The sequence below is a fragment of the Halanaerobium polyolivorans genome, from assembly GCF_020711195.1.
GTDB lineage: Bacteria > Bacillota > Halanaerobiia > Halanaerobiales > Halanaerobiaceae > Halanaerobium > Halanaerobium polyolivorans.
This window is the reverse complement of record NZ_JAJFAT010000009.1, coordinates 48,691-70,661: the sequence shown is the minus strand read 5'-3', so window position 1 is coordinate 70,661 and position 21,971 is coordinate 48,691. Positions and strand designations below refer to the sequence as shown.

Annotated in this window: 20 protein-coding genes; 17 read left to right on the top strand and 3 right to left on the bottom strand. The window is 36.7% G+C overall.

The features are described 5' to 3' along the window. Nucleotides 1–13: 13 nt before the first annotated feature. Nucleotides 14–337, top strand: a complete 324-nt coding sequence (locus LJ207_RS12510; protein WP_229345747.1) for a rod-binding protein — start codon at nt 14–16, stop codon at nt 335–337. 1 nt (nt 338) lies between these two features. On the opposite strand, the gene LJ207_RS07545 is transcribed toward LJ207_RS12510, so the two are convergent. Together LJ207_RS07545 and LJ207_RS07540 are read right to left on the bottom strand one after the other, a co-directional pair. Beyond that, nucleotides 339–1,118 (bottom strand): CheR family methyltransferase, encoded by a 780-nt coding sequence (locus LJ207_RS07545; RefSeq protein ID WP_229345746.1) that lies wholly within the window; start codon nt 1,116–1,118, stop codon nt 339–341. 4 nt (nt 1,119–1,122) lie between these two features. After that, entirely contained in the window at nt 1,123–2,133 is a 1,011-nt protein-coding gene (locus LJ207_RS07540; protein WP_229345744.1) for a protein-glutamate methylesterase/protein-glutamine glutaminase, read from the bottom strand. A 137-nt stretch (nt 2,134–2,270) separates the two neighbouring features. Between LJ207_RS07540 and LJ207_RS07535 the strand changes: the two genes are divergently transcribed. The 15 genes from LJ207_RS07535 (at nt 2,271) to LJ207_RS07460 (ending at nt 17,021) form a co-directional block, all read left to right on the top strand. Continuing rightward, a complete protein-coding gene (locus LJ207_RS07535) occupies nt 2,271–2,675 on the top strand; it encodes a flagellar protein (protein ID WP_229345743.1) in 405 nt (134 codons plus the stop codon). 185 nt (nt 2,676–2,860) lie between these two features. Next, a complete protein-coding gene (flgM, locus tag LJ207_RS07530; RefSeq protein ID WP_229345741.1) occupies nt 2,861–3,142 on the top strand; it encodes a flagellar biosynthesis anti-sigma factor FlgM in 282 nt (93 codons plus the stop codon). An 8-nt stretch (nt 3,143–3,150) separates the two neighbouring features. After that, the gene (locus LJ207_RS07525) at nt 3,151–3,642 is read left to right on the top strand and encodes a flagellar protein FlgN (protein ID WP_229345739.1); all 492 of its coding nucleotides are present in this window, start codon (nt 3,151–3,153) and stop codon (nt 3,640–3,642) included. An 18-nt stretch (nt 3,643–3,660) separates the two neighbouring features. Next, complete coding sequence (flgK, locus tag LJ207_RS07520) at nt 3,661–5,331, top strand: flagellar hook-associated protein FlgK (protein ID WP_229345737.1); 1,671 nt, start codon at nt 3,661–3,663, stop codon at nt 5,329–5,331. Between the two features lie 18 nt (nt 5,332–5,349). Continuing rightward, on the top strand, nt 5,350–6,240 hold the full coding sequence (gene flgL, locus LJ207_RS07515; RefSeq protein ID WP_229345736.1) for a flagellar hook-associated protein FlgL: 891 nt from the start codon (nt 5,350–5,352) through the stop codon (nt 6,238–6,240). Nucleotides 6,241–6,433: 193 nt separating this feature from the next. Continuing rightward, on the top strand, nt 6,434–7,960 hold the full coding sequence (locus tag LJ207_RS12455) for a flagellin N-terminal helical domain-containing protein (RefSeq protein ID WP_305038484.1): 1,527 nt from the start codon (nt 6,434–6,436) through the stop codon (nt 7,958–7,960). A 101-nt stretch (nt 7,961–8,061) separates the two neighbouring features. After that, nucleotides 8,062–8,418, top strand: a complete 357-nt coding sequence (locus tag LJ207_RS07500; RefSeq protein ID WP_229345734.1) for a flagellar protein FlaG — start codon at nt 8,062–8,064, stop codon at nt 8,416–8,418. A 100-nt stretch (nt 8,419–8,518) separates the two neighbouring features. After that, the gene (locus tag LJ207_RS07495) at nt 8,519–8,848 is read left to right on the top strand and encodes a hypothetical protein (protein ID WP_229345732.1); all 330 of its coding nucleotides are present in this window, start codon (nt 8,519–8,521) and stop codon (nt 8,846–8,848) included. Nucleotides 8,849–8,928: 80 nt separating this feature from the next. Further along, the gene (locus LJ207_RS07490) at nt 8,929–9,195 is read left to right on the top strand and encodes an Atg14 domain-containing protein (RefSeq protein ID WP_229345731.1); all 267 of its coding nucleotides are present in this window, start codon (nt 8,929–8,931) and stop codon (nt 9,193–9,195) included. A 263-nt stretch (nt 9,196–9,458) separates the two neighbouring features. Continuing rightward, the gene (locus LJ207_RS07485; RefSeq protein ID WP_229345729.1) at nt 9,459–9,977 is read left to right on the top strand and encodes a hypothetical protein; all 519 of its coding nucleotides are present in this window, start codon (nt 9,459–9,461) and stop codon (nt 9,975–9,977) included. Nucleotides 9,978–10,202: 225 nt separating this feature from the next. After that, nucleotides 10,203–11,606, top strand: a complete 1,404-nt coding sequence (gene fliD / locus LJ207_RS07480; protein WP_229345728.1) for a flagellar filament capping protein FliD — start codon at nt 10,203–10,205, stop codon at nt 11,604–11,606. A gap of 17 nt (nt 11,607–11,623) precedes the next feature. Further along, a complete protein-coding gene (gene fliS, locus LJ207_RS07475) occupies nt 11,624–12,022 on the top strand; it encodes a flagellar export chaperone FliS (protein ID WP_229345726.1) in 399 nt (132 codons plus the stop codon). Between the two features lie 15 nt (nt 12,023–12,037). Further along, nucleotides 12,038–12,412: a hypothetical protein gene (locus LJ207_RS07470; RefSeq protein WP_229345724.1), complete on the top strand. Its 375-nt coding sequence runs from the start codon at nt 12,038–12,040 to the stop codon at nt 12,410–12,412. A 74-nt stretch (nt 12,413–12,486) separates the two neighbouring features. After that, nucleotides 12,487–14,679, top strand: coding sequence for a methyl-accepting chemotaxis protein (locus LJ207_RS07465; RefSeq protein ID WP_229345722.1), 2,193 nt, complete (start codon nt 12,487–12,489; stop codon nt 14,677–14,679). A 98-nt stretch (nt 14,680–14,777) separates the two neighbouring features. Further along, nucleotides 14,778–17,021 (top strand): diguanylate cyclase domain-containing protein, encoded by a 2,244-nt coding sequence (locus tag LJ207_RS07460; protein ID WP_229345720.1) that lies wholly within the window; start codon nt 14,778–14,780, stop codon nt 17,019–17,021. Here the strand turns inward: LJ207_RS07460 and LJ207_RS07455 are convergent. Next, entirely contained in the window at nt 17,018–18,073 is a 1,056-nt protein-coding gene (locus tag LJ207_RS07455; protein ID WP_229345710.1) for an HD-GYP domain-containing protein, read from the bottom strand. The genes LJ207_RS07460 and LJ207_RS07455 overlap by 4 nt on opposite strands. Before the next feature lie 226 nt (nt 18,074–18,299). On the opposite strand from LJ207_RS07455, the gene LJ207_RS07450 reads away from it, so the two are divergent. Further along, a complete protein-coding gene (locus tag LJ207_RS07450) occupies nt 18,300–21,860 on the top strand; it encodes a PAS domain S-box protein (protein WP_229345709.1) in 3,561 nt (1,186 codons plus the stop codon). Nucleotides 21,861–21,971 lie beyond the last annotated feature (111 nt).

The following is a 21,971-nucleotide window of genomic DNA, read 5'->3' as shown; positions in this document are numbered from 1 at the left end:
AGGAGGAGAAATGGTGGAGATTAGAAATGACCTACAGGCTTTAAACTTTGAGCGGCAGCAGGTAGAAAACAAGGCTTTAGAAAAGAAAGTTCAGACGAAAAGTGGTGATCAGGCAGAGCTGGAAGAAGCGGTTGAAGAGTTCACTTCTGTTTTGATTCAGCAGATGTTTTCTGCTATGAAAAATACTTTAAACGATGAGAATAGACTTTTGGATGGTGGTTATGCAGAAGAGGTTTTTGATGATATGCTTTACAGGGAGTACAGTAAGATGGCTGGCCAACAGAGCCTGCTTTCAGAACTGAACAGAGCTCTGCTAGAACAGCTGCAGAGTAAATAATTTAGCGGTAGATATAAAAGGACTGATAAAGTTTTTCTAGCCCATATTTTTTGGGATTAAAGATATATTCTGTATTACCAAGAAAGAGATAACCTTCTTCATTTAAAACATTGATGAATTTTTTGATCAGCTGATCTTTCATTTCTTTGGTCAAATAGATAAAAAAGTTGCGGCTTAAGATCAGATCCCAGTTATCAGCGAAGTCTTTATTGATCAGATCACGCTGTTCAAAGCTGACCTGACTTTTTATTTCAGGGCTCAGCTGATAGTTTCTTTTATCTATTTTTTCAAAATATTTATTTAAGAGTTTTTTAGGCACATTTTTGATAGAGCTTTCCTTATAAACTGCCTTTTTGGCTTCTTTGAGGATTGTTTTATCAAGATCACTGGCAACTATTTCGAAAGAGCTTGATCTAATATTCAATTCCTTTAAGATTATGGCCAGGGTATATGGTTCAGAGCCATTTGAACAAGGGGCACTCCAGATTCTGACCTTTCTTTTTTCGGCAAAAAGCTTGGGGAAAATCTTTTTTTCTAAAAAATTAAAGTTCTTTGGATTTCTAAAAAACTCAGAGGTATTGATGGTAAAATGATTTAAATAGGCATCTCTAAATTGATCATCACTTTTGATCAGTTCAAGACATTCACTAAAATCTTGGATGTCGTGGCGGTTCATCAGGCTTTTGGTTCTTCTTTCTACCCGATCTATCTTATAACCGTCAAAATTTATCTTCAAAACTTTTTTGGCCTGGTCTTTAAATTCACTAAATTCTATGCTCATTATTTTATCCCTCCACTAATTCTATGATTCTGCTGGCGATATTATCTAAGGGTTGGATTTCATCATAGGCATCAAGCTTGGCTGCAGCAGCAGGCATACCATAAACAAGGGCTGTTTCTCTTGACTCGATTATTCCATAGGCACCTTGTTCGATAAGGTTTTTCATACCTTCTGCTCCATCATGACCCATTCCGGTTAAGATTACCCCTAAAAGCTGGGGACCGGAAAATTTTCTGCTTAAACTTGTCATCATATAGTCAACACAGGGACGGACCCCATGTTTGCGGGCTTTTTTGTTCAATTCAACCCTTCCTTTAGCATCAAATTCCAGGTGGTAATCACCAGGTGCTAAAAGAGCGGTACCTGCTTTGATCTTATCTCCTTTTGCCGCCTCTTTTATTTTAAGGCCTGAGATCCTGTCTAAGCGCTCGGCCAGGGTTTTGGTAAAACCTGCCGGCATATGCTGGACGATTACAAAGGCAGCTGGAAAGTTATTTGGGATTTCAGAAAAAAGTTTTTTGAGGGCCTTTGGTCCTCCAGAAGAAGAACCAACAGCAACAACCTTGATCTGACTTTGTTTTTGGGGGCTGGATTGTTTTTCTTTTTTATTTGTATGTGCCTTACTGCTTTTGAGGGCAGCTTTGATCTTTCTCAAAAGCTCATCTTTAATCGAATCTATATTGAGTGAGGTAGTACCAGAAGGTTTTGCTATAAAATCAAAGGCTCCCAGGTCTAGAGCTTTAAAGACATTTTCTCTTTCATCAAGAGCACTGACCATTATAACAGGCAGCTGAGGATATTCAGCCTTTATTTTTTCTAGGGTCTGCAGTCCATTTAATTTGGGCATCTCAATATCCAACAGCACCAGATCTATTTTTGTTCTTTTTAGTTTTCTCAGAGCATCCTGACCATTAAAAGCCTTTATTTCGGCCACCAGTTCAGGATCTTTTTCTATTGTATCGGAAAAAATTTTTCTCATAAATGCCGAATCATCACAGATCATTATTTTATACATAGCCTACCTCCTCAACTTTAAGCCTTAAAAATATCTAGCAATAAAAAACTCTTATTGAATATTATTCTATATTTTTGTCGAAAAACCTCTAAAAAAATACTATTTTAAGCAATTAAATTAAAAAGGAGCTGAAAAAGATGGGATTAGCAAACTGTAAGGAATGTGGTAAACTCTTTAATTCCACTACCTCTAAGGTCTGTCCTGACTGCAGAGAAAGTGAGGAAGAAAAATTCGAGTTGGTTAAAGAATATCTTTATGAAAACCCCAAGTCAACAATAGAAGCGGTTGTAGAAGGAACTGGGGTGGAGAGGGAGCTGATTATTAAGTTCATGCGGGATCAGAGGTTAGAAGAAACAGGTATAGAGCTTAATCACAGTTTAAACTGTAAACGCTGTGGAGCCCAAATAAGCTCCGGTAAGTTCTGCAGCAGCTGTAAAAACAAGCTGATCAGTGAGATAGACCAAAGTAATAAAGCAGAGGATAAAGAAAAAAAGAAAAAAGGTAGTGAGATGTTTTTAAGAGATCGTTTTAAAAGAAAATGATATTTGGCTAAAATAAAGAGAAATATTAAGCAAAAAGGGTTTAAAACTTAGTTAAAGTCATTTAAAGTCTGCTTAAAGCTCGAATAAAGTTTTTAAAGCTGTAGTTTTTATTTAACAAAAAACAAAGACTGACGATAATGTTAATAGAAAGTTAAAGTGAAAATGTAACACGGGAGGTTATAAGGATGAAAATTGATAATAATAACCACAACCTCAATTTGAATAAAATTACTCAATATTTAAAACAGAGTCAGCAGAATGAAAATACGGCAGACAAAAAGGTGCAGAATGATAAAATGCAGATTTCAAAAGAAGCAAAAGAAATCATTACAGCTAAAAAAGAACTTGCTAAACAGCCTCAGCTGAGAAAAGAAAAGGTCATGGCTATTAAAGCAGAGCTTGATAACGGTACTTATGAGGTCGACAGCAAAAAAATTGCTGAATCTATCTTAAAAAAAGATGAGTAGGTGTAAAAATGAGTGAATTAAAAACAAGGCTGGCAGATATCTTAAGAGTAGAAAAAGAACTTTATCAAAAGCTTTTTCAGGCGGCTCAAGCTAAAAATGAGGCCCTTTTGAATAATGATATAGACCAGCTACTTGAAGAGGTAGAGATAGACAAAAAGATAATACCTCTGATTGAGGACAAAGAGTTAGCGAGAACAAAAACAATTGCAGAGATTAAAAAAGCCTTCAAGATCGAGGAAGATAAGGACAGCTATTCAGCTTTATTAAAGGAGCTGCCTGCAGATTGGTCGGCAGAGCTTAATCCTTTAAGGGAAGAACTGCTTTCTTTAACCGAAGAATTTAATTCTTTAAATAAGCAGAATCAGCTGCTTTTAAAACAGGCTTTAGAGCTTAATCAGCTTTCACTGCAGAGTATTTTAAATAATTTAGAAGATCAAACAACCTATTCCAGACCAACAGCAGAACAAAACCAACCCCGGATTTTAAATCAGCAGGGTTAAAAGGGAAGGACGATTAAGATGAGTACTTTTGGTGGCTTAGAGATCGGTTTAAGGGCCTTAGAAACCCAGCGTAAATCGCTTGATATTACCGGTCATAATATGGCAAATGCAAATAATGAACACTATAATAAACAGCGTGCTGTTCAGTCAGCTACTGATCCCTATACAAAACCCGGTCTTAAAACTTCTTTTTCTAATGGACAGATGGGAACTGGGGTAGAGATTGAAAATATAGAGAGGGTTAAAGATAATTTTATCAATTCTCAGCTGGCATCTGAAAAACAGAGTTCAGCTTATTGGGAACAGATGAACCAGGGTTTAGAAAGAGTTGAATTTATTTTAAATGAACCATCTGAATCGGGAATCAGTACTTCTATCGATGAGTTCTGGAATGCTATTCAGGATTTAAGCAATAATCCCGATGATAGTGCAGCCCGCAACATGGTCAGAGAAAATGCTAAAACAATGATAGATGCTTTTCAGAGTGTTGATAAACAGCTGGCTGATTATCAAAGCAGCCTTGATGATAATCTCAGTAATGCTGTAGATGAGATCAATTTAACCACCAGTAGAATTGCGAATTTAAATAATCAGATCATCTCTGTTAAGGGTTCAAATCAAAACCCCAATGATCTTTTAGATGAGAGGGATGCCCTTTATCAAGAGCTAAATGAACTGCTTAATGTACAGAGCAGAGAAGATGAGCTTGGTAATCTAATCATTTCAACTGATGGCAGGGAGATAGTTAATGGTGCTGATAACTATGAACTTAAGGCAGAGGCTGGTGAGGGAGAAAACCAGACCGAGATAGTCCACAGCCGCTCAAATGATGAGCTTAAGATCACAGGTGGTAAAACAGCAGCTATGCTGCAGCTGAGGGGTGAAGATGAGATAGGTTTTTACCGGGCTGAATTAGAAAAGCTGGCTGAAGCCATAGTTGGAGAATTTAACCAGCGCCACAGCTCAGGTTATGATAGTGAGGGTAATCAGGGAGCTAATTTCTTCCGCGATATTTCTCAGCTTGAAGAGGGGAATAGGGTTGCAGGTTTAGAGATCAGCAATCAGATTCAGCAGGAAGGTGGCTTAAGTAAAATAGCTGCTGGTAATTACAGCAGTGACCCGGCCAAATTGACTGTAGAAAATCTAAGTCCTGATACAGCAGGAGATTATACGGTTGATATTAAAGATAATGGGCAAGAATTTGAGATCACTATTTCAGAACTGGCTGGAGAGCAGTTAGATACAATTACCGTTGAAAAAGGAGCAAGCACAGCTTTTGATTCTGAACAAGGGACTTTTGTTGAGCCTGGTCAAGGAGACTTTGATCTGATTGCTAAAGAGCCGGGCAGTGTTGAGATAGGCACAACCTCTTTTTCGGGAAGTGGTGACAATGCCAGCTATTTAGCAGATCTTTTTTCTGGAGAAGAGATAATAGAGGGTACAACAGCAGAAGGATATTTTAGAACTATCATCTCTACTGTGGGGGCAGAATCAAAAAGGGCCCAGGAGATGCAGTCCAATCAGGAAGCTGTGATCAAACAGCTGACAGCCCTTGATAGAAGTATTTCCGGTGTTTCACTGGATGAAGAGATGGCAAATTTGATTAAATACCAGCAGGCCTATAATTCGGCTGCTAAATATATAAGCAAAGTAGATGAGATCTTAGCTACATTGATCAATATGGTTTAAAAGAAGGGAGTGCAGTTAATGAGGGTAACTAATTCGATGATGGTCCGCAATATGCTGGACAATCTCCAAAACAATCTAGATAATTTAAGTGATTTAAATCAAAAGCTCGGTTCAGGTAAGGTCTTCCAGAAACCTTCTGATGGCCCGATCGAGGTCTCAGATAGCTTGAACTATAAATCTATTTTAAACCGCAACTCCCAATATCAGCGCAACTTATCTCAGGCAGATAACTGGTTAAGTGCCAGTGAAAATGCTTTAAATAGTGCCACAGATGTCATTCAGAGGTCTAGAGAGCTGACGATTTATGCAGCTACAGACAGCTTAACAGCTGCTGATAGAGAACAGATTGCAGCTGAGTTTAAAGAACTTAGAAATGAGATGATCGATATCTCAGAAACTAAACTGGGTGATAACTATATCTTTTCCGGGCAGAACTTAAAAGAAAAACCCTTTACAGTTACAGAAAACCCCGATTTTGAGCTTGAATACCAGGGAGATAATAGGGGGATAACCCGCCAGTTAAATGATGGTGTGCAGATGAAGATAAATTTAAGTGGAGAAAGGGTATTCCAAGATGATATCGAGCTTTTAAATGATATTTATCAAGAGCTCTCAAATGAAGAAGCAGGTGCAGATGAGATAGGCGAATATATAGCTGATGTAGAGGCAAGTTTAAATGATTTTACAAAACTTAGATCTGAGTTAGGTGCAAAAACAAAAAGGATCACCATGACAGAATCACGCTTAGAAGCAGAAGAATTACAGATGCGTAAGCTGCAGTCTCAAAACGAGGATGCAGACCTAGCAGAGGTAATCACAGAACTGATGATGCAGGAAAGCGTATATAATGCTTCTTTAGCTTCAGGTTCTAGGATCATGCAGCAGTCACTGGTGGACTTTATTAGATAAATATTGGTGATTGTTATAAGTTTGGAATCTTAATTCTAAACTTGTAATGGTTACTGAAACTCTGCTGCCGGCAGCACTAGCGGCCGAAGTGCTCAGGTGGTGGTGTATAAGCAACCAAGAAAATGGAAGAAGGAAAGGATTCCTGCTTCCAAAAGACAAAATACTAAAAAATTCATCAAGGAGGATGAAATTAATGAGAATTCAAACAAATGTAGAATCACTTAATGCTTATCGTAACTTGAATAACACAAATCGTTCAATGAGTAGGTCTATGGAAAGATTATCATCAGGCTTTAGAATCAACCGTGCATCTGATGATGCAGCTGGTCTGGCTATTTCCGAGAAGATGCGTGGACAGGTAAGAGGTTTAGACCAGGCGGTTAGAAATGCTCAGGATGCTACTTCTATGATCCAGACAGCTGAGGGTGCTTTAAACGAGTCCCACGAGATACTCCAGCAGATGCGAGAATTGGCTGTACAGAGTGCTAATGACACCAATACTGCTGAAGATAGAGCAGAGATCCAGGCTGAGGTAGATCAGCTATCTGCTGAACTGAGCAGAATCGCTGACACCACAGAATTTAATACCCAGAATCTTTTGGATGGCTCTTTAGAGAGTATCTTCCAGATCGGTGCTAATGAAGGCCAGAGTATTGATCTTGAGGTTGATGATATGAGTGCAGATGCTTTAGGAGTATCTGGTGATGGTACTGGTGATGCATTAGTTGAAATAGAAATAGAAGATGTTGATAATGAAGGTGATATTGCTAATACTGGATTGGTAGAAGGAGAACAGGAACTAGATGTTGTAGATGTCGATAATATAACTTTAGCTGATGATAGTTTAGCCAATTATGGTCTGGCCAATGATGATGGGGAAATTGTTGCAGTAAGCAGCGATGGACAAACATTTAATCTTCTTGATGGAGCCTATGATGAATCAAATCTCTCATCTGCAAGTCATGCTTCGGATGAAGATGAAGCTATTGATTTTGGTGAAACAATTACTGGTACAGTTTCTCTAGAAGCAAATTCAGATGCTGATTTAAGTGAAATAACAGCAACAGCATCCATTGAGACTGAAGGATTGGAGACTGGGACGTATACTAATGTTGAAATAGATGATGCCAACTATGCTGATTATTTCGGTGAAGAAGGTATTGAAGTTGGAGACAATTGGAATCATGAATCAATAGAAAATGTGTTAGTTAATGAAAATGGTGAGGTTGTTGCTGTAGATCTTGCTGATGCAGTAGAGAATGTAGAAGCAGGAGAATATTATGCAACTGATGATATTGATTTTTCAGTAGATTATGATGCAAATAATGCTGAAGGTGCTGTAGCAGAAGATGCAGAAGCAGTAATGACAACAGCCAATCTAAATGATGGAGATACATTAGAAGTAGCCGCTGAAGGTGGAATAGATGTTTCTTCTCAAGAAGCTGCAGATAGCGCCATTTCAACCATCAATGAAGCTATCGAAACTGTTTCTTCACAGCGTTCTGAACTAGGTGCTGTCCAGAACAGACTAGACCATACTATCGCTAACCTTGAAGTGGCTTCTGAGAACCTACAGGCTGCTGAATCAAGAATTAGAGACGTTGATATGGCACATGAAATGTCAGAGTTCTCCAAACAGCAGATCTTAGAGCAGGCTGGTACAGCTATGTTAGCTCAAGCTAATCAGGCTCCTCAATCTGTACTTCAGTTATTAGGCTAAATAATAATCCTTTAGCTAAGATAAGCATTGGATTAAACTTAATTAGATAAAATAAGGCCGGCTTTTAAAGGTCGGCCTTTTATAAAAAAGAGGTGAAAGTTATGCGGGTAGATGGCAGTGAGCCTATTCAAGCCTCCTCAAGAGATAATGTTAGTCAATCAAAAGGAAACAGAGCTATCGCTAACAAAGAAATAAAATTATTAGAAGAATCTAAAGAGACCGAAATATTTTTAAGTGAAGAAGAAATAGCTTATCACTTAGAAAAGGTCAATGATACCATGCGTACCTTTGATAAGGGCTTAAACTTTGAGCTGCATGAAGATTCGGGTAGATATATGGTACAGGTGATGGATTTGGTTGAAGAGGAGATCATCAGAGAAATACCACCTGAAGAAGTACTTAACATCTCGGCTAGGATTAACGAGATGATCGGTTTGGTCTTGGATGTAAGAATTTAATTTTATTTCTTTATCTTTTAAAAAAGAGAGGTCAGAGATGATCTCTTTTTTTGAAGAGATTTAGAGCTCTTTTTAAATATAGAAATCAGGAATGATTAAAATGACATCAAAGCTCAAAAGATTGGCAAAAGAAATTGAAGCGATCAGCAAAGGTCTTAAAATAACTTTTGGCAATAATAAAGATAAAAAGATAGATTTGAGAAAAGAAAAAAGGCGTTTGGCTGAGCTGGAGGTAAAGTTGAGAGCGATGAAGGTTTTGGCTAAAAGGATAAGAGATGAAGATTTAAGCCAGGAAAAAGAAGCCGAACTTAGAGAATATTTTCTGTATCTTGAAAAAGAACTAATCGGGTTAGGGCTAAAATTTCGTCGGCTTTCTAAAAATAGATCTATTCAAAAGTATAAAGATTATACTCAGAGCATCTATTATTAAAGCTTATTCTAAGTAGCTTGTCTTTTAGTTTTTTTTGCTTAAGTTGAACCAAAAATATTGGCAAAACTAGGGTTGATAAAATGCAGATAAAAACCAGAGAAATTCTTGCAAAGATCAAAGAGCTGAGAAGAGAAATAGATGCTAAACTAAAAGCTGCTCAAGAAAAAAGCGCTGTAGTACAGAAAAAGAAAAGACAGCTGGCTGCAGCAGAGCTCAAGCTAAGAAGTATGAGGGCAGCTGCAGTAGAGATCAGAGCTGGAAAATTATCAACCGAAAAAGAAAAAGAACTAAAAGAATACTTTGATTATCTCAAAGCTGAGCTGGATGATTTAGGAGTTAAGATCTAAATAAAGAATTGATATCAACCTATGTCTTTTGTTAAGGGCATAGGTTCTTTTTTTTTGGCAAATAAAGCTATTGAAGAGCTTGAAGCTTTTAATAAGAGTATATTTAAGCTAATCTTTAATCTTTAGCTTTTATGATGCTTAATAAATAACAAAGATTATCGATAATGATATTAGAAATTAAGTATTAAAATATAGAAAATAGCTTTTGTTTATATTTTTGAGCCGCTTTAGAATAAAATTAAATAAGGTGAGAGGTGAAGTTGATGAGAATTGATAAAAATTATGCTCAGAATCCGATTAATAAGCATCAAGAGCAAAATGTGCGGGCAGAAAAAGTTGAGGCAGAAGAGATCAAGAAAAATAATTCAGGTGATCTGGTTGAGGTAGATTTAGAGGCTTTAGCAGAGGTGAAGCAAAAGGCTGAAGCTGCTAATTCTAGATTGAAGGCATTAGTTAAAGAACTTTTAGCAAGACAGGATATGACTTTTAAAACTGCTCTAAAAGATTCAGAAGAGCTGGAAGTTGATCAAAAAGCGGCTCAAGAAGCAGAAGCATTGATTGCAGAAGATGGTGAATATGGTGTAGAGGCTGTAAGTGATCGGATAGTTAGTTTTGCCAAAGCAATCTCTGGTGGAGATAAAAGCAGATATGAGACCTTAAAAAAAGCAGTTGCAGATGGTTTTGCTGAGGCTAAAAAAGCATTGGGTGGTTCATTACCTGAAATATCAGAAAGAACTTTAGAATTAACAATGGAGAAATTAGAAGCTTGGGCCAGTAGTTAAATAAAACTCTGAAACCGCTGCTTAAAATGGGCGGTTTTTTGCTTATTTAAAATAATGAGCAAAATTAATTAAGCTTAATTAAGAGTTTAAAAGCATAAAACAGAGTATTTATGTTCTAATCTTCTTTAAAGCTCTTTTTTGCTGTTTAAAATAAAATGGAAATTTTCGATAATAAATATAGAAAGTAATGATACTTAGAGAATCAATTTAGGAAGGGTGATTATAATGGTACAGGGTATATCTCTTTCCGGTTTAGCATCAGGTATGGAAACAGATAATATGGTTGAAGAACTAATGGCAATAGAAAGAGCACCTATTAAGAGAATGGAATTAGAAAAACAGCAGGTAGAAGTTAAAAGAGAACAGTGGCAGCAGATAAATCAATTTATGCAGGAAATAGAGGGCAGCTTTAATGAACTTAGAAGCAGGGGAAGCTATAGGGAGATGGAAGCAAGCTCAACAAATGAAGATTTGCTGACCGTTAGTGCCTCAAGTTCTGCCGATAGAGCTAATTATGAAGTGAGGGTAGAACAGCTGGCCAGGGGCCACAGCATCCATTCTGATCGAATTGATTCTGCCTCTGAACCACTTGCTTTAGAAGTCTTTGGGGCTGCTGAAGAAGAGCTTGATACATTTAGTGAGACTTTTATAATTGATGCTGCTGATTCTGAGCAAAGCTTTGCTTTTGAAATAGATGGTAGCACTAATCTTCGAGAATTAAGAAATATGATCAATGCCGAAGAAGATTTGGATATCTCAGCCTCTGTGGTAGATAATAGGCTGGTTTTAGAGAGCAAGGAAATGGGAGCAGATAATATTATCGAGGCAGAGCGTTTTAGTGCTAACTTTGCAGAATTGGGAATCTTAGCTGAGCAAGGAGAAATAGCCTATCAGATGCAGTCAGCTCAGGATGCCATTTTTTCTATTAATGGTATGGAGGTTGTTCGTTCCCAAAATGAAGGCTTAGATGATGTAATAGATGGTCTAACAATAGACCTTCACGGCTCTTCTGAAAATGAAAGCTTTAATTTAAGTGTTAATAGGGATAATTCACAGCTTGAAACAACCCTTTCCGATATGGCTGAACAGTATAATAATCTTGCAACCTTTATGGGGGAATTAGGTAAAGAAGATGGACTGCTGCAGGGTGATGGTACCTTAAGAAGGCTTCAGAACAGCCTCAGGAGGCAGATTACCAACAGTGTAGGAATAGATAATCCCATCACAAATATTCAGCAGCTGGGGATAGATATAGATCAAGATGGTGTGATGTCCTTTGACAGTTCAGAATTAAATGATGCTTTAAGAGAAGATAGTGGAGCAGTGGAGAAATTTTTTAGAGCTTCTCAGGCAGATGATGGTGCAGATGGCTTTGGGAGAAGAATGTATGATTTCAGTCGGGATTATATTAGGTTTGGGGATGGCGTTTTAAGCCGCCAGGACAACAATTTCGAATCCCGTTTAAACAGAATAGATAGGAGAATAGAATATCGGGAAAATCGTTTGGAAACTAGAGAAAGATCACTTCAGCGTCAATTTGCAGCTATGGAAGTAGCTTTAAATGATATACAGGGCCAGTCCAGCTGGCTGCAGGGACAGCTGCAGGGTCTTAATTCAAATAACAATTAGCTTGAGGAGGCTAAATCATGAATGTAAGTCAACAATATGCCCAGACAAAGGTACAGACAGCATCACAGGGTGAATTAATAATAATGCTTTATGAAGGTTGTATTAAGTTTCTTCGTTTTGCCAAGCTTAATATAGAAGATGAAGATCATTCTCAGGCCAATGAGAACTTGATTAAAGCTCAAAATATTGTGCTGGAACTTCTCAGTACCTTAGATGGAGAAAAGGGAGGAGAACTAGCTCAAAATCTGGCAGCACTTTATGAGTTTATTTATAAAAGATTGGTCAAAGCCAACATGAAAAAAGATAAAGAGATGATTGCTGAAGTAGAAACAATGCTGAATCAACTCTTAGAATCCTGGCGAGAAGTTGTAAAAATCGATGGCAAAGCTCGTGCTAAGCAGAGATCAATTGGTTAAGATGGAGGTAATAAAATGAGGGCAGTCCACAGTTATTACAGACAGCTTTTAGCTTTAGCTGAAGAGTTAAACAAGCAGCTTAAAAGAGAAGCTCCAGATCAACAAGTGATTGCAGATCTCTTTAAAAAGAGAAAAGAGCTGCGTAAAAAAACTAAAAACTTTGCTTTAGAAGCAGAAATAGCTAAAAGTGATAATGCTGCTCAAAGTAGAGAAAAACACTTAAAACTTTTTAAAAAGCTGGAAATTTTAAATCAAAACAATCAAAAGCTGGCTGAAGAAAAAATAGCTGCATTGAAAAAAGATTTGGCTCAAACTAAAGCCGAAAAAGAAAACAATGCTAAATTTATGCAGGGGGTCAAAAACCCGAGGTTAATCGATTTTGAGGGTTGAAATAAATTTTTAAGGGGACAGCAGGATAGCAGTCCTGCTGAGAGGTAGAAATCAAAATAAGAGGTGATAGATAGATGAAGGATTTTTTGACAAGACTATCTTATAAAAAGCTATTATTACTGATTATCAGTCTTAGTATGATAATTATCATATCTTTGATCAGCTATTTTATTTATTCATCTATGTCGGCAGAAATAATAACTCAGGAAGAAGAAAGGCTCGAATCATATGCGGCTTCTATCAACATGAAATTAGATGATATTGTTGAAGAAGCAGAGGTTGCTGTTACCTTAATCGCAGAAAACAATGAGATCAGGGAAGCTTTTGCAGCCAGAGATAGAGAAAGATTAACAGCTATGCTTTTAGGCTCTTATCAGAGTATATCTGATACAATGGCTCAGTTTCAGTTTCATTTACCTGATTCAACTTCCTTTTTAAGACTACATAGTCCGGATAATTATGGTGATGATCTTTCTGGATTTCGCTTTACTGTCAATCAGGCCAATCGAACTCAAGAGTTGGTGAGTGGGATAGAAGAAGGCCGAGGTGGTTATGGTTTTAGGATTGTTTCACCGGTTAGTTATCAGGGTGAACACATAGGTACAGTAGAGATGGGATCAGCTTTAGGTAATAATTTTTTAGAAGAGATGCGGGGCTTTTTCCCAGGTGACTATTATCTTTACTCATTGGGAGGCAGTGCCAATGTTTCCTGGGATCAGGACTCAAGTGAGTGGATAGCTGCTACAGCAGCAGATGATCCTTATCAATTAGATGAGGAAACTATGACAGCACTTCGCAATGGTGAAGAGCTAGTAATTACAGAGGGAAATGATAATTTACTTTTGATACCATTTAGGGATTTTGAAGGTAATGTTAGCGGCTATATAAAGGCTGCTTATGACCGCAGTCAGCTGGTCGGTAGACTTGCTGCTTTATTAAGAAATATAAGTATTTTTGCTGTTCTGGCTATATTGATTGCTGTAGGGATAACCTTCATGATCAGCAGCAAGATATTTAATAAATTGAAAGATTTCGAAAACCTCTTTTCTGAGATGGCAATGGGGAACTTAAGTGTATCTTATCCGATTACCGAGGTTAACTGCTCTGAGATTATGGATTGTGGTCAGGCAGGCTGTCCTGATTTCGAAAAGGATGGGGTTGTCTGCTGGTTTGATGTTGGTAGTTATGCCCCTGATTTTGGCAATGAGATTTACTGTCCCAAAATAAAGAGTGGTGAATATGAAGACTGTCAAGAATGTAAGGTCTATAAAAAGGTCAACAGAAATGAGATCGAATCACTTGGTGCCTGGTTTAATAAACTGGTAGAGTCTTTAAGAGACTTGATCGATGAGGTTCAGGAAATATCGGAGATTCTCTCCGCTTCCAGTCAGGAATTAACGGCTACTGGAGAGGAAATTTCGGCAGCTGCAGAAGAAGTTGGAGATTCTATGCAGCAGGTTGCTTCTGGTGCTGAAGAACAGTCAGCCCAGGTTGAAGAAACCTCTGCTTCTATAGAAGAACTAACCCAGCTGCTTGAAGTTGTAAATGATGATTCAGAATCGATGGCAGAAAAAGCAGATAAGGTGATGGAAAATATAGATAGTGGTAATCAGGCCTTAGATAAAACTGAAAACAGCATCAGCCGGGTTAAAGATAATACTGATTCAACCTCTGAAGCTATTGATTCACTGGGAGATTCTTCTCAGAAGATCGGAGAAATAGTTGATCTGATCAATGATATAGCCTCTCAAACCAATTTGCTGGCTTTAAATGCTGCTATAGAAGCAGCCAGAGCTGGAGAGGCTGGTCGGGGCTTCTCGGTTGTAGCAGATGAGATTAGGGAACTATCAGAACAATCTGCTTCTGCCACAGAAGAGATCACCAAGTTGATCAATTCTATTCAAAAAGATGTCAAAAAGGCTGTTAAGAATATGGATGAAAATAAAGGGGCTGTTGAAGAAAGTGTTGGTTCAATTAAGACTACAGCCGGTTCCTTTGCTGAAATAACTGCTCAGGCTTCAGAGCTAGATAATTTGATTCAAAATATTAAATCTGAGGTCAACAAGATGAACAAAAACAGTCAGGATGTAGAAAAGGCTGTAAGTGAAATATCAGCTGTAAGTGAACAGGCTGCTTCAAATGCGGAAGAGGTTGCTGCCTCAAGTGAAGAACAGGCTGCTTCTACCCAATCTGTTGTAGATGCTTCTGAAGAACTGGTAGGAGTTGTAGAAAAACTAACTACAATAGTAAATGAATTTGAACTATAAGGGAGTAAAAAGAGAGTCTTCCTAAAGTGAAGGCTTTCTCTCTTTTTTTTTACTTTAAATATATCAATTTAATAATCCAAAGTTAAGGAGTTAAAAAAATGCCTCCCCAAAATTATAATAGAAACTATTTAAGTGAACAAGAGCTTAGAGATGACAATTGGAAATTAAAAGAAAGAGTTAAAGAGTTAAAAGCACTTTATTATCTCTCAGAGTTACTTCGGGCTAAAAATAATTCGATTAATTATATTCTGGCTGATTTAGCCCATAAGCTGGGACAATTTTGGCAGTTCCCTGAGATTACAGCAGTAAGAATCAGCTTTAGAGATAAAGAATTTTATTCACCTGCTTTTAAAGAGAGCCGCTGGAAACAGAGCAGTGAAATAGAACTAAGCCAAAATGAGAATGGCTTAATAGAAATTTTCTATTTAGAAAAAAGAGCTGCAGCAGATGAAGGGCCATTTTTAAAAGAAAAGAGGAATTTGCTGGAAACTATCAGCAATATATTAGCTGAAGCATTAGAAAACAGGCTCTATGCCGAACAGCTGCAGAGAAAAAATGAATATCTAGACAGTTTGATTTTTCAAACTCCCTCGGTTATTTATTCTTATCACATTAGAGGTAATAAGTTTAGGATGGATTTTGTTCATGACAATATAGAGCAGGTTTTAGGCTGGAAAAAAGAAACTGTAACCGCAAAAGCAAAAGCAGATTATTTACAGCTCATCCATCCTGATGATCACGAAAAACTGATTAAAAAAATAGCTAATATTAGAAATAAAGATAAGTTTAGCGAAGAGTATCGCTTAAAAGATATCTGGGGTAATTACCGCTGGGTCAGAGATTATCAGGAGATAAAAAATAGAACTAGTGATTTTGTTAAAGTTGTTGGCTCATTTAGGGATATCCATAAATATAAAATAACCCAACAGGAATTAAAAAGACAGGAAAGACGCTACAGAACAATTTTTGAATCAGCCCCGATGGGGATTATGATCGAAGATGATAAAGGTAATATTTTAAAAGTTAATAATAAATTTGCCGAAATAACAAATTATAAGAAAGAAGAATTAGAAGGCAGCAGCATTTATGATAAATTGCTTTCAGAAGAACAGTTTGAAATTGCTAAAAAGAATATTGAAAAGATCTTAAATGGTCAGGACCTTGAATTTGATATCAAAAATTTCTCTAAGGATGGCAAAAGTTTTTACAGCCACCTTAAGGAAACAAAAATTATTTTAGAAGATGGTAGAAAAGGAATACTATCGATGCAGATAGATATAAATGAGCGCAAAAAACAGGAAGAAAGGATAAAATATCTGCTGTATAGGGATGTTCTAACAGATACCTATAACAGAAGATTTTTAGAAGAAGAGCTTGATAATTTAGACTCTAAAGATAACCTGCCTCTTGCCATAATTATGGCTGATATAAATGGACTCAAGATCATCAATGACAGTTATGGCCACTCAGAAGGAGACAAATTTTTGATTAAAATTGCTGAAATATTGAAGCAGTCGATTTCTGAGGATGATATCTTGGCCAGATATGGTGGAGATGAGTTTATAATAATCTTAACTTCTACTACTGCTGAAGAAGCTCAAGCAGTCTTAAAAAAGATTAAAGCTAACTGCAGAAAAACCGATACAGATGAAATACCTGTTTCGATCAGCTTTGGTTTGGCAGTTAAAGAAACAGTGGGAGAAGATATCCATGAGGTTATGAAAAAAGCTGATAACTTAATGTATCAAAAGAAATTATTAGCAGGCAGAAGCTCTAAAAATAAAATAGTTAAAAGTCTGCTCAGCAGTTTAAAGGCTAAAAGTGATGAAACAGAAGCACATGCTTTAAGGATGATGGATCTCTGTTCTGATTTGGCTGCTAAATTAAAACTTTCTAGTTCAGAAAAAAACAGGCTTTCTTTACTGGCCAGCCTCCATGACATAGGTAAAACAACTATTTCTGAAGATATTCTTAATAAAAAAGATAAATTAACAGCAGAAGAGTGGGAAATAATGAAAGGCCATAGTAAAAGAGGATATAAAATTGCCACTGCTTCAGAAGATTTTGTTAGAGTGGCAGATGAAATCTTATCTCATCATGAAAAATGGGATGGAAGTGGATATCCCAGACAGCTTAAGGGTGAAGAAATACCTTATTTGGCTAGGATAATTTCCATCATAGATGCCTATGATGTAATGACAAATTACAGGGTCTACAGCCCAGCTATCAGCATTGAAGAAGCCCTTGCAGAAATAGAAAGATGTTCAGGTACACAGTTTGATCCCGAATTGGCTGCAGAATTCATAGAGATGATCAAAGAAACAAATAAAAGAAGTGCTTAAGCTATTACTTCTTCAATAACTATATTCATATGTTTTAAAAGATCCAGTTCGGCATCCTTTTCTTTTCCGGTGCTGGACTGGATTATTCTGATTATTGGTCTGGTTGGAAAACCTCTATTTTGGGCTTTGACAATACCCCTTTCTCCTGTGCTTAAGATAACCTCAGAACCATTAGGGTAAAAAGATATTTTAGGAAGTATTTTTTTGACTATTTGATAATCAAATAGTGTTTCTGTATGATGCATTATATATTCTAAAGCCTTATGAACAGGCATTTTATCCCGGTAAACCCTGCTGCTGGATAAAGCATCAAATACATCCGCAATAGCAGCTATTCGGGCAAAAACGTGGGTTTCCTCGCCTTTTAGACCCCTAGGGTAGCCTGTACCATCCCAGCGCTCATGGTGGGAGAAGACCATTGTCCTAGAAAGAGGACTTATAGTCTCCAGTTTCTGCAGTTCTTCAAAACCCAATTGGGGATGATTTTTCATTATATCATATTCTGAATCAGTTAAGCGGGCCGGTTTTTTAAGAATTTTTTCGGGGATCAATTTTTTGCCAGTATCATGAAGCATACCTCCCATACCAATTTTGCAGATATCATTTCTGCTGTAGCCCAAGATCTTAGCAATAGCAATAGAAATAACACCAACATTTAGAGAATGTTCATAGGTATATTCACTTGTTCTTTTTAAACTGTGCAGGTTGAGTAAAACTTCATCATTCAAAATTATTTGAGAGCTTATCTCATCTACTAAACCCTTCAATTCTTTTATATCGTTTTGGCTCAGCCCCTCAGAAATTTTATCCAGAGTTTTTTTGATGACCTTTTTGCCCTGGCGCCTGCTTTTTTCTTTGATCACCGGTTTTAATTCAATATCAGCCGAATATTTATCTTCAACATATAGATAATCTATCCCTAACTCCAGAAGCCTATCTTTGTATTGGTGGAGATTTTTTACACCTTTGTTAAGGAGAATATTATCATTATCATAAATCGCTTTAGCAAGCTTCATTTCTTGAGTGAGATCTTCTGTTAATACCAAGCGCATAATTGATGTCCTTTCTGATGCTTTAATACTTAAGTTATAAATTTATGCTTAGTAAATAAATTTCTACAAAAGCATTGAAATACCTTTAAATTAGCGCTTAAAAAAAGGTTTTTAGTTTTTGGTCTAGAATAAATAACAAAGATAATTATTTCTATTAATAAATGTCATTTATAAGCAAAATAGTGTATAATAGATTTAAGCTAATTTAAGGAAGGAAAGATGTTTGATGAAAGAAATGGATTATAAAAAGCTATTTGTCCAATCACCTACAGCTATTGCCTATCATAAGATCATTTTAGATGATCAAAATAGGCCCTGTAATTATGAGTTTTTAGAAGTCAATTCTAGTTATGAGAAGTTAACAGGTCTTAAAAAAGAAGCTATAGTTAATAAAAAGGTGACAGACGTATTTCCTGAGATCAAAAGCGGGGAATTTGACTGGGTAGCTTTTTATGGGGAAATTGCCCTCAATGATGATAGCAAAGAAATTGTAGAATTTTTTAAACCTTTAAAGAGCTGGTTGAGGGTTAATGTTCACTCTCCAAAGCAGGGTTATTTTATAACCCAAATTCGAGAAGTAGAGTTGGAAGAACTTAGTACTTACAGTATAGAAAAAGACCATTCGCTGAAAGCTGACAGGGAAAAGCTTGATTTTCAGCTGCTTACAGAAAGGTTAAAAGATATTTCTGGAGCTGAATATGCGGTCTTAAATATTTATGATTGGCAGGAGCAAATCTTTGTGACCAAAGCTATAGCAGGTGATAAAGAAAAAATAGAGGAGGGTCTTTCATTACTGGGAATAGATCCTTTTAACTGGAAATGGTCTGCAGCTGAATTTGGTCATTTTTTGGAAAAAGATGAGCTCATTATCTCTTATAAATGTCTAAATGATATTGTTCAAGATGTTATTCCTGAACCAATAATTCTTAAACTGCAGCAGCTTTTCAATTTGAAAAAAAGCTACTTATTGAAAATCAATCAAGGCGACCGCCTGCTCGGCTACTTTATTTTGATCATGACTGAGGATAAGGAATTAGAAAATAGGAGTCTGCTTAGAATTTATTCAAAGCAGCTTGCTCTGCTGATCGAAAGCAGTGCAAATAAAAACAAGCTGGCCCAGGCCAGAGATAAGCTTGAATTAGCCATGGAAGCTGCAGAGCATACCTTTTGGGAATGGGATCTGAAAACAGATCAAGCTTATTTTAGCCCTTATTTTTATCAAATGCTCGGCTATAAAGAGGATCAACAGCAGATAGATATGGATAGAATTTTTGACTACATTCACCCTGATGACCGTAAAGAGTTAATGCCAAAAATAGAAAATGCTGTTGAAGAACATGAGCCTTTTGCTGAGGAAATGAGGCTTAAATGTAAAAATGATAATTGGAAATGGGTTAAAGTTAAAGGTAAAAGCTATCACTTTGATTTTCGGGGGAGAGCCAAACTGGTTTTAGGAATCACAATAGATATCGATCAAAAGAAAAAACAAGAAGAAGCTCTTAAAAAAAGCAGGCAAAAATTTAGCAAATTAGCAGAAGAGGCACCTATAGGTATTTTGAGTGCTGATCGCAGTGGTAATATCGATTATGCTAATTCTAAGATGATCGAGATATTAGGCTCACCAGGCTTGATTGAAACAAAAAAGATCAATCTGCTTAAGTTTCCTCTTTTAATAGAAAGAGGTTTTTCGCAAAAAATAGAAAACTGTATGGAAGATAATAAAGCAGCCACTTATGAACTAAATTATAGTACTAAATGGGGTAAAAATATCTGGCTCCGGGTGCATCTTACCCCCAGGCATGAAGCTGAGCAGGTGACAGGGATTCAGATGATAGTTGATGAAATCACCGAAAAAAAAGCAATAGAAGAAAAACTAAGATTAAGTGAGAAAAACTTTCGCACCTTTTTTGAATCGATGGATGATATGATCTTTATCTCTAATTATAGAGGGGAGATTTCTCATACCAACCATCTGGTTAGAGAAAAACTTGATTACAGAAAAAATGACTTAGAAAAGATGAGTTTCTTGGAAATATTTAAGCAAGAAGAAAGAGATATTCAGAAGCTGCTGGCCGATATGGCTGCCGGCAAAATATTGTGTTTAGAAAGCAAAAGTGGGCGTTTAATACCTTCTGAAACCAGAATCTGGTTTGGTAAATGGGATGGCAAAGAAGTTATCTTTGCTATTGCCAAAGATGTTAGCCGTCAGCAGGAAGCACTGCAAAAATTCAATAAACTTTTTAATAATAATCCTGCTTTAATGACCTTTAATCGGCTTTCTGATCTCAGTTTTGTGGAGGTTAATACTGCCTTTTTGAGCAAAATGGGTTACAGTAAGGAAGAAATAATAGGCAAGAGCTGCAAAAATATCGGCCTCTTTTCAGCTAAAGAAAAACGCAAAAAAACAATCAAAAAGATTATTGAAAATGGCAGTGTAAATAATGTAGGGCTGCAGGTACTAAATAAAAGAGGAGAAATACTCGAACTGCTTTTTTCCGGTGAATTAATCGAAAGTCAGGGCCAGAAATATATTCTAACTGTGATGACAGATATCACTGTGCAAAAAAGGGCCGAAAAGGAACTTGTTAAAACAAATAAAAAACTGCAAAAATCGATGGAAAAAGCAAATAAAATGGCTGCTGAGGCAGAAAAGGCGAATGAACTTAAAAGTCAATTTTTAGCTAATATGAGTCATGAGATCAGAACCCCACTTAATATAATAATGGGTTATACAGAGATTTTGGCCAAAGATCTAGAAGAAGATAATTATAAGCGCTATATCAAATCGATTCGTTCGGCAGGAGAGAGCCTTTTAGATCAGGTGAATGATATTTTGGATATGTCTAAGATCGAAGCCGGGATGATAGAGATCAACTATGAATTTATTGATTTGGCAGCTCTATTAGAAAATATCACCGCTATTTTTGCTGATAAGGTTGAAGAAAAAGGACTTGATTTTCATTTAAAGATGGATAATCTTCCTCCTTTAATCAAAATGGATGAAGTAAGATTTAGACAGATCATGATTAATCTGCTCGATAATGCAGTTAAATTTACCAAAAGTGGTCATATTTCAATAGCTGTTTACTGCCGCCCAGCTGATCAAAAAGCTGAAGAAAATATAAAGCTGCGCATAATAGTTCAAGATTCCGGAATTGGGATCACTGAAGAAAAACAGGAAGAAATATTTAAGGCTTTTTCTCAGGAGAATGCTGAAAGCACCAGGGAATTCGGGGGTACAGGTCTTGGCCTTTCTATTACCAAGCGTTTGATCAGCATGATGGATGGTCAAATTTCCCTGCAGAGTACAGCAGGAAAGGGAAGTGTTTTTAAAGTCGAATTTTCTTCCCTTGAATATAAGAGTGGTACTGATCAGAGCTCTCTAGAAAGCAAAAAAGCTGATTCTAAAAAGTATACAAATAAAAACATACTTGTAGTTGATGATGAAAAAGCTAATCGAGGACTGCTTAAAGAACATTTAAAGCGAAAGGGTATTCAGTCCATTGAGGCTGCAAATGGTAAAGAGGCCTATCAGTTATGCAGAGATCATAAGCCTGATCTGGTTATCATGGATTTAAAGATGCCTGTGATGGACGGCTATCAGGCTTTAGAGAAGATTAAGGCAGACAAGAATACTGCCGAAATACCTGTGGTAGCTTTAACCGCAGCTGCTACAGAAGAAGAACAGAAAAATGCAAATAAAGCAGGTTTTGATGATTTTCTCTGTAAACCGCTTTTAGAAGAAGATTTAATAAAGATGATCAACAGATTTTTAGAAGCTCATTAAAAGTTAAGTCTAAGTTGATAGAGGACAGCCTCCTTGAGGCTGTTTTATCTTTATCAGAGCTTAAATTTTTAACTATTTCACTAATTTAAAGTTAATTAATAGAGAAGGAAG